Annotated in this window: 17 protein-coding genes; 6 read left to right on the top strand and 11 right to left on the bottom strand. The window is 61.5% G+C overall.

From position 1 onward, the window contains the following. Positions 1-110 precede the first annotated feature (110 nt). Positions 111-965 (top strand): RNA polymerase sigma factor RpoH, encoded by an 855-nt coding sequence (rpoH, locus tag AC0J41_RS24710; RefSeq protein WP_003229146.1) that lies wholly within the window; start codon positions 111-113, stop codon positions 963-965. A 179-nt stretch (positions 966-1144) separates the two neighbouring features. Here the strand turns inward: rpoH and mtgA are convergent, their stop codons facing one another. Beyond that, complete coding sequence (gene mtgA, locus AC0J41_RS24705; RefSeq protein WP_025109130.1) at positions 1145-1867, bottom strand: monofunctional biosynthetic peptidoglycan transglycosylase; 723 nt, start codon at positions 1865-1867, stop codon at positions 1145-1147. Between the two features lie 74 nt (positions 1868-1941). Between mtgA and AC0J41_RS24700 the strand changes: the two genes are divergently transcribed. From AC0J41_RS24700 to trmB, 4 genes are all read left to right on the top strand, one after another. Next, positions 1942-2313, top strand: coding sequence for a DUF423 domain-containing protein (locus AC0J41_RS24700; RefSeq protein ID WP_025109131.1), 372 nt, complete (start codon positions 1942-1944; stop codon positions 2311-2313). Between the two features lie 90 nt (positions 2314-2403). Continuing rightward, entirely contained in the window at positions 2404-2604 is a 201-nt protein-coding gene (gene thiS, locus AC0J41_RS24695; protein WP_025109132.1) for a sulfur carrier protein ThiS, read from the top strand. A 60-nt stretch (positions 2605-2664) separates the two neighbouring features. Next, positions 2665-3459, top strand: a complete 795-nt coding sequence (locus AC0J41_RS24690) for a thiazole synthase (RefSeq protein ID WP_025109133.1) — start codon at positions 2665-2667, stop codon at positions 3457-3459. A gap of 9 nt (positions 3460-3468) precedes the next feature. Beyond that, entirely contained in the window at positions 3469-4194 is a 726-nt protein-coding gene (gene trmB, locus AC0J41_RS24685) for a tRNA (guanosine(46)-N7)-methyltransferase TrmB (protein ID WP_016983240.1), read from the top strand. 133 nt (positions 4195-4327) lie between these two features. Here the strand turns inward: trmB and AC0J41_RS24680 are convergent, their stop codons facing one another. From AC0J41_RS24680 to AC0J41_RS24635, 10 genes are all read right to left on the bottom strand, one after another. Beyond that, complete coding sequence (locus AC0J41_RS24680) at positions 4328-4651, bottom strand: DUF3392 domain-containing protein (protein WP_003229134.1); 324 nt, start codon at positions 4649-4651, stop codon at positions 4328-4330. A 35-nt stretch (positions 4652-4686) separates the two neighbouring features. Next, on the bottom strand, positions 4687-5892 hold the full coding sequence (gene hemW / locus AC0J41_RS24675) for a radical SAM family heme chaperone HemW (RefSeq protein ID WP_473013833.1): 1206 nt from the start codon (positions 5890-5892) through the stop codon (positions 4687-4689). Then, positions 5889-6485, bottom strand: a complete 597-nt coding sequence (gene rdgB / locus AC0J41_RS24670) for an RdgB/HAM1 family non-canonical purine NTP pyrophosphatase (RefSeq protein ID WP_473013832.1) — start codon at positions 6483-6485, stop codon at positions 5889-5891. The genes hemW and rdgB overlap by 4 nt, the downstream gene beginning before the upstream one ends. Continuing rightward, positions 6482-6916 carry a DUF4426 domain-containing protein gene (locus AC0J41_RS24665; protein WP_025109136.1) on the bottom strand — a complete coding sequence of 145 codons (435 nt, stop codon included), beginning with the start codon at positions 6914-6916 and terminating at the stop codon, positions 6482-6484. The genes rdgB and AC0J41_RS24665 overlap by 4 nt, the downstream gene beginning before the upstream one ends. A gap of 26 nt (positions 6917-6942) precedes the next feature. Then, positions 6943-7563, bottom strand: coding sequence for a methionine biosynthesis protein MetW (gene metW, locus AC0J41_RS24660; RefSeq protein WP_025109137.1), 621 nt, complete (start codon positions 7561-7563; stop codon positions 6943-6945). A 7-nt stretch (positions 7564-7570) separates the two neighbouring features. After that, positions 7571-8710 (bottom strand): homoserine O-succinyltransferase MetX, encoded by a 1140-nt coding sequence (gene metX / locus AC0J41_RS24655; RefSeq protein WP_473013831.1) that lies wholly within the window; start codon positions 8708-8710, stop codon positions 7571-7573. Between the two features lie 230 nt (positions 8711-8940). Then, a complete protein-coding gene (locus AC0J41_RS24650; protein ID WP_025109139.1) occupies positions 8941-9234 on the bottom strand; it encodes a DUF167 domain-containing protein in 294 nt (97 codons plus the stop codon). Continuing rightward, complete coding sequence (locus AC0J41_RS24645; RefSeq protein WP_025109140.1) at positions 9231-9821, bottom strand: YggT family protein; 591 nt, start codon at positions 9819-9821, stop codon at positions 9231-9233. Before AC0J41_RS24645 ends, AC0J41_RS24650 begins: the two co-directional genes overlap by 4 nt. Positions 9822-9831: 10 nt before the next feature. After that, positions 9832-10650: a pyrroline-5-carboxylate reductase gene (gene proC / locus AC0J41_RS24640; protein WP_025109141.1), complete on the bottom strand. Its 819-nt coding sequence runs from the start codon at positions 10648-10650 to the stop codon at positions 9832-9834. A gap of 33 nt (positions 10651-10683) precedes the next feature. Further along, positions 10684-11370 (bottom strand): YggS family pyridoxal phosphate-dependent enzyme, encoded by a 687-nt coding sequence (locus tag AC0J41_RS24635; protein WP_473013830.1) that lies wholly within the window; start codon positions 11368-11370, stop codon positions 10684-10686. A gap of 56 nt (positions 11371-11426) precedes the next feature. On the opposite strand from AC0J41_RS24635, the gene AC0J41_RS24630 reads away from it, so the two are divergent. Beyond that, positions 11427-12461: a type IV pilus twitching motility protein PilT gene (locus tag AC0J41_RS24630; RefSeq protein WP_473013829.1), complete on the top strand. Its 1035-nt coding sequence runs from the start codon at positions 11427-11429 to the stop codon at positions 12459-12461. Positions 12462-12536 lie beyond the last annotated feature (75 nt).

Genomic DNA, 12536 nt, shown 5'->3' with positions numbered 1-12536 from the left:
TTTTTGCGCGTGATTGACCTTGCGGTTTTTTTGGGAACTTGTACTTGAATTCCCGGTCAATTTTTCGCAGTGCCGAGAGGCACGAGTATGTAAGTGGGAGGTTTTTTCGCATGACCAATTCTTTGCAACCTGCGTACGCGTTGGTTCCGGGTGCGAACCTGGAAGCTTATGTGCACACCGTCAACAGCATTCCATTGCTGACGCCGGAGCAGGAGCGTGAACTGGCCGAGAGTCTCTACTATGAGCAGGATTTGGGGGCGGCTCGGCAGATGGTGCTCGCCCACCTGCGTTTTGTTGTACACATTGCCCGTAGCTATTCCGGCTACGGCCTGGCTCAGGCTGACCTGATCCAGGAAGGTAACGTCGGCCTGATGAAGGCCGTGAAGCGCTTCAACCCGGAAATGGGTGTGCGTCTGGTGTCGTTCGCCGTGCACTGGATCAAGGCGGAAATTCACGAGTTCATCCTGCGCAACTGGCGCATTGTGAAAGTCGCGACCACCAAGGCCCAGCGCAAGCTGTTCTTCAACCTGCGCAGCCAGAAGAAGCGTCTGGCGTGGCTGAACAACGAGGAGGTCCACCGTGTGGCGGAAAGCCTCGGCGTCGAGCCGCGGGAAGTGCGCGAGATGGAAAGTCGCCTGACCGGCCATGACATGGCCTTCGACCCGGCCGCAGAAGCGGACGACGACAGCGCTTTCCAGTCGCCGGCCAATTACCTGGAAGACCACCGGTACGATCCGGCGCGTCAACTGGAAGATGCCGACTGGAGCGACAACTCCAATCACAACCTGCACGAAGCGCTGGAAGTGCTGGACGAACGCAGCCGCGACATCCTCTACCAGCGCTGGCTGGCAGAAGAGAAAGCCACGCTGCACGACCTGGCGCAGAAGTACAACGTGTCGGCCGAGCGGATCCGTCAGCTTGAGAAGAGCGCGATGAACAAGCTCAAGTTGTCGATCGCCGCATAACCGGCGAGCTGGCCATAACAAAACGCCCCGATCAGCGATGATCGGGGCGTTTTTTATGGCTTGGCGCAAAAACAATGTGGGAGCGGGCTTGCTCGCGAAGGCGCCGTGTCAGACAACATCAATGTTGAATGATCTACCGCCTTCGCGAGCAAGCCCGCTCCCACTGGGGATCTTCAGCGTTATTCGGCCCAGGGCGCCCGACGCGAATCATTGAGCCCCAGCAGATAACTGGTGCCGCCCAACTGGCTCATCTGCTGCCGAATCCAGCCGGCCCGGCGCGACACATACGCGGTTGGATGGCTGGCGCTCCACACTCGCGGATTAGGTAATACCGCCGCCAGGTAACTCGCCTGCTGACGCGACAGTGACTTGGCGCTTACGCCGAAATGATGGCGGGCTGCGGCTTCGGCGCCAAACACACCGTCATCCCATTCGACGCTGTTCAGGTACACCTCAAGAATTCGCTGCTTGGGCCAGAGCACCTCGATCAGCGCGGTAAACCAAGCTTCCAGGCCTTTGCGCAGATAGCTGCGACCCGACCACAGGAACAGGTTCTTCGACACTTGCTGGCTCAAGGTGCTGGCGCCGCGAATCGAGCCGCCGAGTTCGTTGTGGGCCAACGCCGCCTGGATCGCACCGAAGTCAAAACCCCAGTGCTCGGGAAACTTCTGGTCTTCGCCGGCCATGACCGCGACTTTGAGGTCATCGGAAATCTCGTCCCACGGTTTCCAGGTGCGCTGCAGGTCGATCGGTTCGCCGTCGACCCAGGATTCGACCTTGCGCTCGACCATCAGCGCGGTCCCCGGTGGCGGCACGAAGCGAAACAGCAAAACCAGCAATACGCTGCCGCCCGCGAACCAGAGCAGGGCCTTCGTGAGACGACGCAAAAGTGAACGCAACATAGAGATGGCTTGGCCGAACCGATAGAGCGGGCCATTATACAGACCCTGCCGAACGAGTCTGACTGGAGTTCCACATGCTGCGTGGCTTTCTGATGCTGGCCGCTTTCTTTGGTTTTACCGGTGTCGCCCTCGGCGCATTCGCCGCCCATGGTCTGAAAAACCGCCTGACCCCCGAGTACCTGGCGATCTTCCACACGGGCGTGACCTATCAACTGGTGCACACCCTGGCGCTGTTCGGCGTGGCGCTACTCGCTTCGCAAATTCAGGGGCGGCTGGTGACTTGGGCGGGGGCTTCGTTCACCGTCGGCATCCTGTTGTTCTCCGGCAGTCTGTATCTGCTGACCACCACCGGCATCAGCAAGCTCGGCATCATCACCCCGTTCGGCGGCCTGGCGTTTCTGGTGGGCTGGCTGTGCCTGGGCCTCGCCGCCTGGCGGTTGAGCTGACCGGGCAGTCCATTTCACGATGAATGGCTTGGGTCGCCCAGTCTGATCGGGCTAGAATGCCAGCCCCTAAAAATGATGGCGGCCTAGCGCATGCGCATTCAGTTGAACGGCGAATCCCTTGAACTGCCCGACGGTGAAACCGTTGCGGCCCTGCTGACCCGTCTGGAACTGACCGGACGCCGGGTAGCAGTCGAGCTCAATCTGGATATCGTCCCGCGCAGTCAGCATGCCGAGACCACGCTCAACGACGGCGACAACGTCGAAGTGGTGCACGCCATCGGCGGCGGCTAGCCGCCCGGCTCGCAAGGGCACAGAATTCTGCAAGACCCTCACCCCTAAAGAGGACTCCCCATGAGCATCGTTCGTAGCGACAAGCCTTTCGTCCTGGCCGGTCGTACTTACCAGTCGCGTTTGCTGGTTGGCACCGGCAAGTACCGTGACATGGAAGAAACCCGTCAGGCCATCGAAGCCTCGGGTGCCGAGATCGTCACCTTCGCCGTGCGCCGCACCAACCTCGGTCAGATCGAAGGCGAGCCGAACCTGCTCGACGTGCTGTCGCCGGAGCGCTACACCTTCCTGCCAAACACCGCCGGTTGCTACGACGCCATCGAAGCTGTGCGCACCTGCCGTCTGGCCCGTGAGCTGCTCGACGGCCACAATCTGGTGAAGCTGGAAGTGCTGGCCGACCAGAAAACCCTGTTCCCCAACGTGATTGAAACCCTCAAAGCCGCGGAAACGCTGGTCAAGGAAGGCTTCGACGTGATGGTGTACACCAGCGATGATCCGATTATCGCTCGCCAACTGGCGGACATCGGCTGCATCGCGGTCATGCCGCTGGCCGGTCTGATCGGTTCGGGCCTGGGGATCTGCAACCCGTACAACCTGCAGATCATCCTTGAAGAAGCCAGGATTCCTGTGTTGGTCGATGCCGGTGTCGGCACGGCGTCCGACGCAACCATCGCCATGGAGCTGGGTTGCGATGCGGTGCTGATGAACTCGGCCATCGCCCACGCCCAGCAACCGGTGATGATGGCCGAAGCCATGAAACACGCCATCGTTGCAGGCCGTCTGGCCTACCTCGCTGGTCGTATGCCGAAAAAACTCTATGCCAGCGCCTCTTCGCCGCTGGATGGTCTGATCAAGTAAGAGCCATTGATGACTGAATCGAACGACACGCCTATCCAGACGGAAGAGGGCGACGAGCGCCAACACCGCCGCATCAAGAGTTTCGTGATGCGCGCCGGGCGCATGACCGAAGGCCAGCAACGTGGTCTGGATCAGGGCGCGCCGCTGTACGTGCTGCCACTGGCTGACGCGCCGGTGGATTACGATCAAGTGTTCGGCCGTTCGGCACCGCGCTCGCTGGAGATCGGTTTCGGCATGGGCCACTCGCTGCTGGAGATGGCCGCGGCCGCGCCGGATCAGGACTTCATCGGTGTTGAAGTGCACCGGCCGGGTGTTGGCGCGCTGCTCAATGGCGTACTGACCCAGGGCCTGACCAACCTGCGCGTCTACGATTGCGATGCGATCGAAGTGCTCAACCGCTGCATCGCCGATAACAGCCTCGATCGCCTGATGCTGTTCTTCCCGGACCCATGGCACAAGAGCCGTCACCACAAGCGTCGCATCGTTCAGGCGTCCTTCGCCGAGCTGGTGCGTAGCAAGCTGAAGGTTGGCGGCATCCTGCACATGGCCACCGACTGGGAACCGTACGCCGAATACATGCTGGAAGTGATGAACGTTGCTCCGGGCTATCGCAACCTCGCCGAAGACGGCAAATGCGTACCACGCCCGGCCGAACGCCCGATCACCAAGTTCGAACGTCGCGGCGAACGTCTTGGGCACGGTGTGTGGGATCTGAAGTTCGAGAAACAGTCCTGAGCATCACGCAAAACCCAATGTGGGAGCGGGCTTGCTCGCGAAGGCATCGGATCAGTCAACATCAACGTTGAATGATCGATAGCTTTCGCGAGCAAGCCCGCTCCCACAGTTGTTTTTGGGTCGGCTGAAAAGATCAGCGGCGGTCAGCGACGACGCCGATCAGCACCAGCACCACCAACAACACCGGCGCCAGGCTGTAGTTGTTGAACTGGCTCAAGCCCTTGACCACCCACGGCGTGGCGTAGATCAGCGCTGCGCCACTGCCGATCACGCACAGCAGGGCCATCAGCGGTACGCGCAGGGCGCCGGCGATGCTGCCCAGGCGTTGTTCGACCCAGCCTTTGAAGTCGGCGCCAAACAGCACCAGCAGGCAGCCCACGAGGGCCAGGGCGATTTCCGAGAGATTGCTGCGGCTCCAGCGGGACACGGTGGCGAGCAGGTCGAGTATCAAATCCATGCGTTTTTCCTTGGGGCTGCCGTTGGGGCGTGGGCTCAGCTCAGAAATTTCTGCAGCAAGTCGTTGAGAAAGAGTTGTCCGCGCTCGGTGGCCGCCAGACGTGACGGTTCGACCTGCATCAGGCCGCTTTGTTCGGCCTCCTTGCGGTGTTCGGCGAGACTTTCCAGGGGCAGGCCGGTGCGCTCCGGGTACAGGTGCGATTCCACGCCAGCCGTCAGGCGCAGCGCGTTCATCAGGAACTCGAACGGCATCTCGTCGTTGCCCAGGGCTTTCTCGCCGGCCTGGAAGCTCTTGGCCGGGTTCAGATAGTCCTTCGGCAGGCGCGTTTTCCAGGTGCGCACAATGCGTCCGTCCGGGTGGCTGAGCTTGCCGTGGGCGCCGGCACCGATGCCGATGAAGTCGCCGAAACTCCAGTAATTGAGGTTATGCCGCGCCGGGCGTCCGGGCTGGGCGTAGGCCGACACTTCGTATTGCGCGTAACCGTGTTCCGCCAGCAGCGCTTGCCCGGCCTCTTGAATGTCCCACAGCGTGTCGTCTTCCGGCAGCACCGGCGGCTGGTTCCAGAACACCGTGTTCGGCTCCAGTGTCAGCTGATACCAGGAGATGTGCGTCGGTTTCAGCTCGATCGCCTGGCGCAGGTCGCTCAAGGCATCGTCCAGCGATTGATCGGGCAGGCCATGCATCAAGTCGAGGTTGAAGTTATCGAACCCGGCCTGCCGCGCCATACCGGCCGCGCGCACCGCTTCGTCGCCGTTGTGGATGCGTCCAAGGGCTTCAAGCTTCTGCTGCTGGAAGCTCTGGATGCCGATCGACAGGCGATTGATCCCCAGTTTGCGGTACGCGACGAACTTCTCTTGTTCGAAGGTGCCGGGGTTGGCTTCCAGCGTAATTTCGATATCAGGGGCGAACGGAATGCGCTCCTCGACGCCTTTGAGCAAACGCCCAAGCGCTTCGGCACTGAACAGGCTCGGCGTGCCGCCGCCAAAGAAGATCGAACTGATTTCGCGCCCGTACACCGCGTGCAGGTCCTGATCGAGATCGGCCAGCAGCGCGTCGACGTATTCCTGCTCCGGCAGCACCGGGCTGGCGGTGTGCGAGTTGAAATCGCAATACGGGCATTTGCGTACACACCACGGGATGTGGATGTACAGCGCCAGGGGCGGCAGCGTCGGCAGCGGTGCCCGAGGCGAAGAGGCGGCGCCGCCGATGATCAGCGACGACGCAGAGGGGCTGGCGGTCATTTCAGGCCCAGACGCTGGCGCAGCAGATCCATTGCACGGGCGCGGTGGCTGATCTGGTTCTTGTCGGCCGGGCTCAGTTCGGCGCTGGACACGTCACGTTCCGGCACCCAGAACAGCGGGTCGTAGCCGAAACCGTGTTCGCCGCTGGCGGCGGTCAGGATGCGCCCGTGCCACAGGCCTTCGCAGAGGATCGGCAACGGATCGTCGGCGTGGCGCACCAGCGCCAACACGCAGACGAATTGCGCGCCGCGCTCGGCTTCAGGCACGTCTTTCAGGGCTTCGAGCAGTTTGGCATTGTTCGCCGTATCGCCCTTGCCGTCGGCGTAGCGCGCCGAGTAGATACCCGGCGCGCCGCCGAGGAAGTCCACCGCCAGACCGGAATCATCGGCCAGCGCCGGCAGACCGGAAAGGCGCGCGGCATTGCGGGCCTTGAGGATCGCGTTCTCGACGAACGACAGACCGGTTTCTTCCGGCTCGACCTTGCTCCATTCGCCGATCGAGCGCAGTTGCACCGAGTCGCCGAGCATGGCCTGGAGTTCTTTGAGTTTGCCGGCGTTATGGCTGGCCAGTACGAGTTGCTTGAGGTTCATCATTCGCCGGGAAAGAGTTCTTGGTTGAAATTGATGGTGTTGATCTTGTCACCGTTCTGCACCTTGATTTCAAAGGTGCGCGTTTCCTGCTGGTCCACCGGGTATTGGGCGATGTAGTAGATCGCGCCCTGTTCGGTGATCTGACGGAAATTCAGCGGCACGCTCTGGCTGGTCAGGTCTTTGACCGTGCCGGTGACGCTGGCGATCAACGGTTTGCCGTCCTTGATCACCGAGACATTGATCACGCCCTGGTTCTTGCTGCGGATCAGCTCGGCAGCCTTGGCGATGTCTGGCTGCAAATACGTGGAGTTGAAGGTGTTGTAGTGCACCGTCACGTCGCCGAAGGTTTCCTGGCGCTCGCTTTTGATGACGTCGGCTGCCATGGCCGTGACGCTCAGGCAGGCAGTTAATAACAACAACGCTAGACGACCCATGATCGTGCTCCTCGAAATGTCGTGGTTCAGACCGCGACCCGATGATCTGCAAGCACCGGGCTGCTGACGCGGTAGATACCTATCTCACCTAACAGATTAGGCCATAGCTTACTGGCCCACCCGTGACGGTGCTGTTGATCCACGGCAAGCCGATCAATGACCTTCGCATCACGTTCGCGACAAAGTTCTTCAAAGTCTTCGAAGGTGCAGAAGTGGATGTTCGGCGTGTTGTACCAGGTGTACGGCAGGAACTCGGACACCGGCATGCGGCCCTTGCTCGCCAGGTACCAGCGGCAGCGCCAGTGGCCGAAGTTGGGGAAAGTGATGATGCACTGGCGACCGACCCGGAGCATTTCGTCGAGGATCTTGTCCGGGTAATGCACGGCCTGCAGAGCCTGGGTCATGACCACGATGTCGAAGCTATTGCTGGCGAAGTTGCCCAGGCCCTTGTCCAGGTCCTGCTCGATGACGTTGATGCCCTTGGCCACACACTCGGCGATGTTGTCCGCGTCGTTTTCCAGGCCATAACCGGTGACCTGCTTGTGGTCGCGCAGCCAGGTCAGCAGTTCGCCGTCACCGCAACCGAGGTCGAGGACGCGGCTGCCGGCGGGGATCCATTCCTGGATGATTTCCAGATCAGCTCTCATGGCTTTCTCACAACGTGATTCGGTTCATGTAATTGCCGAACGCCTGCAAATAACGCGGGATCGGAATCAGGAAGGCGTCGTGGCCCTGTGGTGCGTCGATTTCCAGATAGCTGACGTCTTTGCGCGCCGCCATCAACGCGTCCACCAGCTCCCGCGAGCGGGCCGGGGAGAAGCGCCAGTCAGTGGTGAACGACATCACACAGAATTTGGCCGTGGCGTTCTCGAAAGTTTTCGCCAGGTTATCGTCGAAGTTCGCCGCCGGATCGAAGTAGTCCAGTGCCTTGGTCATCAACAGATAGGTGTTGGCATCGAAACGGCCGGAGAACTCTTCGCCCTGATAACGCAGGTAGCTTTCGACCTGGAACTCGACGCTGTGGAAGTCGTAGTTGAGCTTCTCGCTCTTCAGGCCACGGCCGAATTTCTCGCCCATCGAGTCGTCGGACAGGTACGTGATGTGCCCGACCATCCGCGCCAGCATCAGCCCGCGCTTGGGGATCACGCCTTGTTCCTGGAACGAACCACCGTGGAACTCGGGGTCGGTGAGGATGGCCTGACGCGCCACTTCGTTGAAGGCGATGTTCTGCGCCGACAGTTTTGGCGCCGAGGCGATGGCCAGACAGTGACGCACGCGATCCGGGTAGGTGATGGTCCACTGCAGGGCCTGCATGCCGCCGAGGCTGCCGCCGATCACTGCCGCGAACTGACGGATGCCGAGCAGGTCGGCCAGACGCGCCTGGCTGTGCACCCAGTCTTCCACGGTGAGCACCGGGAAGTCGGCGCCGAACGGCTTGCCGGTGTCCGGATTGATACTGCTCGGCCCGGTGGAGCCGTTGCAGCCGCCGAGGTTGTTGAGACTGACCACGAAGAACTTGTTGGTATCGATCGGCTTGCCCGGGCCGATACAGCTGTCCCACCAACCGGGCTTGCGGTCGTCGACGCTGTGATAGCCGGCGGCATGGTGATGCCCGGACAAGGCGTGGCAGATCAGCACGGCGTTGCTCGCCTGCGCGTTCAGCGTGCCGTAGGTTTCGTAGATCAGGTCATAGGCCGGCAGCGAACGTCCACAGGCCAATGCCAGGGGTTCACTGAAGTGCGCCGTTTGCGGCGTCACCAGACCAACAGAATCGGGGGGAAAGGCAGCTGGCATCGACCCTGCTCTCGTTGAAATGAGGCGTAAGTCTAAAGACCGGTGGGGTTAGCGGCAAGCAACGATCGGGCCCTGATGTGTTCGCTCTGGACCGAGGTGCAGCCATTCGCGAGCAGGCTCGCTCCCACAGGGGAATGCGATCCCCTGTGGGAGGGCATTTAGAAGTCAGATCCCTGGAATGCATTCCCCTGTGGGAGCGGGCTTGCTCGCGAATGGGGCGACTCGGTACATCAGATTGGTCGCATCAGATCAGGCAACTCCGGCAACTTCTTCGGCGAGCAAATCTTCACCCGTTTCTGCCGGTTCAACTCACCGCTGAGCAAACTGACCTGGCTCTTCGAGACCCCAAAAGCCTTGGCCAGAAAGCCCATCAGATAAGCATTGGCCTTGCCCTCGACCGGCGGCGCAGTGAGGCGAATCTTCAAGCGATCACCGTGCAGCCCGCAGAAATCATCGCTGCGGGCTGCCGGTTGCAGATGACATTCGAGGATCAGGTCGTCCCCGTCCCAGCGAAACCAGCTCACATCAGCAGGCGCAGGATTTCCGGCATCATCGTCATCGCCGCCAGATTGTTGATCACCAGCATGTCGATCAACTTCAGCGCGAGGAAGGCGAAGATCGGCGACAGGTCCAGACCGCCGAGGTTCGGCAGGATCTTGCGGAACGGTGCCAGCGCCGGTTCGCAGATCTGGTTCACCAGTTCAGCGCCCGGGTTGTGACTGCCCGGGGCGACCCACGACAGGATCACACTGATGATCAGGGCGAAGAAGAAAATCTTCAGGAACAGCGCGGTCACGCCGATGATCGACCAGATGAACAGCTGCAGCGGGTTGCCGGTGGTGCCGTAGGTCAGCAGCAGGGTCAGGGCCATCAGGGCCAGTTGCACCAGAATCGCCAGGACCAGCGACGACATGTCGAGGCCGAATACGCTGGGGATAACCCGACGCAGAGGCTTGAGCAGCGGCTGAGTGGCCTTGACCACGAACTGGCACAACGGGTTGTAGAAGTTCGCCCGCACCAGTTGCAGGACGAAACGCAGCAGCACGATCAACAGGTACAGGCTGCCAAGGGTTTGCAGCACGTAAACCGCTGCGGTGTTCAATCCAATCATGTAAGGCTCCTTATTTGCCCAGTTGTTCGGCCATTTCGGCCGAGCGGTGCGCGGCGGCGCCGAGTGCTTTTTCCACCAGGGCTTCGAAGCCGCCGGCCTGAAACGATTTGATTGCAGCTTCCGTGGTGCCATTTGGCGAGGTCACGCGGCGACGCAGTTCGGCAGCGTCGACGTCACTGGAGACTGCCATGTGCGCGGCACCCAGCGCCGTCTGCAGAGTCAGTTGCTCAGCGACTTCCTGCGGCAGGCCGAGTTTGACGCCGGCGGCGGTCATCGCTTCGATCAGCAGGAAGAAGTACGCCGGGCCGGAGCCGGAGACGGCGGTTACCGCGTCCAGTTGTTGCTCTTCGTTCAGCCACAGGGCGATGCCCACGGCGGACAGCAGTTCTTCGGCCTGCTGACGCTGCTCGGCGGTCACTTCGCTGGTGGCGTACAGGCCGCTGACGCCCTGACGCAGCAGCGCCGGGGTGTTGGGCATGCAGCGCACGATTGGCTGCTCGCCGAGCCACGCGGTCATGCTCGCGCAAGTGATGCCAGCAGCGATCGAGACCACCAACTGCTGTGGTTTCAGGCTCGGGCGGAGGGCCTCGCACACGGCTTTCATCGCCTGTGGCTTGACCGCCAGCACGATAACGTCGACGCCATCGATGGCCTGAGCGTTATCGGCAAAGGTTTCGATGCCGTGTTCGGCGCTGACGCGATTGCGCGTCTCTTCACCCGGATCGCTGGCGCGGATGTGACTGGCTTGCAGACCCTTGGCGCGCAGGCCGCCGATCAGACTGGCGGCCATGTTGCCGGCACCGATAAAGGCAATACGTGTGTTGCTCATGTCAGGTCCTTATTCAGAGATTTGTCAGCCATTTCATGGCTGGCCGTAGTCGCGGGCACCAAACAGGGCGGTACCGATCCGCACCCAGGTGGCGCCTTGGGCGATGGCCGACTCGAGGTCGTGGCTCATGCCCATGGAAAGTGTGTCGAGCGGCAGATTCAGGCTGGCCTGCAGGCGTTGCACGGCAGCAAACGCGGCGTCCTGTTCGGCGCGATCTTCGGTCGGCTCGGGAATCGCCATCAACCCGCGCAACTTCAGGCGCGGCAGGGCGCTGATGGCCTCGGCCAACGCCGGCAGATCGGCCGGGGTGCAGCCGGATTTGCTGGCTTCGCCGCTGACATTGACCTGAATGCAGATGTTCAGCGGCGGCAGGTCGGCCGGGCGCTGTTCGGACAGGCGTTGGGCAATTTTCAGGCGATCCACGGAGTGCACCCAGTCGAAATGCTCGGCAATGGCGCGAGTCTTGTTCGATTGAATGGGGCCGATGAAGTGCCAGATCAAGGGCAGGTCGGCCAGCTCGAGCTGTTTGCCCAGGGCTTCCTGCAGATAGTTCTCGCCGAAATCACGCAGGCCGGCGGCGTGGGCTTCACGCAGATCCCCGGCGGGCTTGGTCTTGCTCACGGCGAGCAACTGAACGCTGTTTTCAACGCGCCCGGCAGCGGCGGTGGCGGCCTGGATGCGCGAACTAACCTGAAGGATGTTGTCTGCTATCGTGGACATCAAGAGGCGCCGGCGGTCTGAAGGTTCGCGGCATTCTACTGGAATTGAGGGACGCTATGGATATCACTGAACTGCTGGCGTTCAGCGCCAAACAGGGCGCTTCCGACCTGCATCTGTCGGCCGGTCTGCCGCCGATGATCCGTGTCGATGGTGATGTGCGGCGGATCAATCTGCCGGCGCTGGATCACAAGCAAGTGCATGAATTGATCTACGACATCATGAACGACACCCAGCGGGTCGACTTCGAGAAACACCTGGAAACGGATTTTTCGTTCGAAGTCCCCGGTGTGGCGCGCTTTCGGGTCAATGCCTTCAACCAGAACCGGGGCGCCGGCGCGGTGTTTCGCACCATTCCGTCGAAAGTGCTGAGCATGGAAGACCTCGGCATGGGCGACGTGTTTCGCAAGATCACTGATGCGCCGCGCGGGATGGTGCTGGTGACCGGGCCGACCGGCTCCGGCAAATCGACCACGCTGGCGGCGATGATCGATTACCTCAACACCCATCGCCATCACCACATCCTCACCATCGAAGACCCGATCGAGTTCGTCCACGAATCGCGCAAATGCCTGATCAACCAGCGCGAGGTGCACCGCGACACTCGCAGCTTCGCCACCGCCCTGCGTTCGGCGTTGCGCGAAGACCCGGACGTGATTCTGGTGGGCGAGATGCGCGACCTGGAAACCATTCGCCTGGCCCTGACCGCCGCCGAAACCGGCCATCTGGTGTTCGGCACGCTGCACACCACCTCGGCGGCGAAAACCATCGACCGGGTGGTGGATGTGTTCCCGGGGGACGAGAAGTCGATGGTGCGTTCGATGCTGTCGGAATCGCTGCTGGCAGTGGTCTCGCAGACGTTGATCAAGAAGATCGGCGGCGGACGGGTGGCGGCGCACGAGATCATGCTGGGAACGTCGGCGATCCGTAACCTGATCCGCGAGGACAAGGTGGCGCAGATGTATTCGGCGATTCAGACCGGTGGGGCGTTGGGGATGCAGACACTCGACATGTGCCTGAAGGAGCTGGTGACCAAGGGCTTGATCAGTCGCGAGCATGCGCGGGAGAAGGCGCGTACGCCGGATAATTTCTGAAGGAGGCTTGCGGTGCTTTCACAGGCCTCTTCGCGAGCAGGCCCGCTCCCACATTGGAATGCATTTCCATGTGGG

It is taken from the genome of Pseudomonas sp. Arb-4-2C (assembly GCF_055755015.1).
This window is presented reverse-complemented; position numbering and strand designations above follow the sequence as displayed.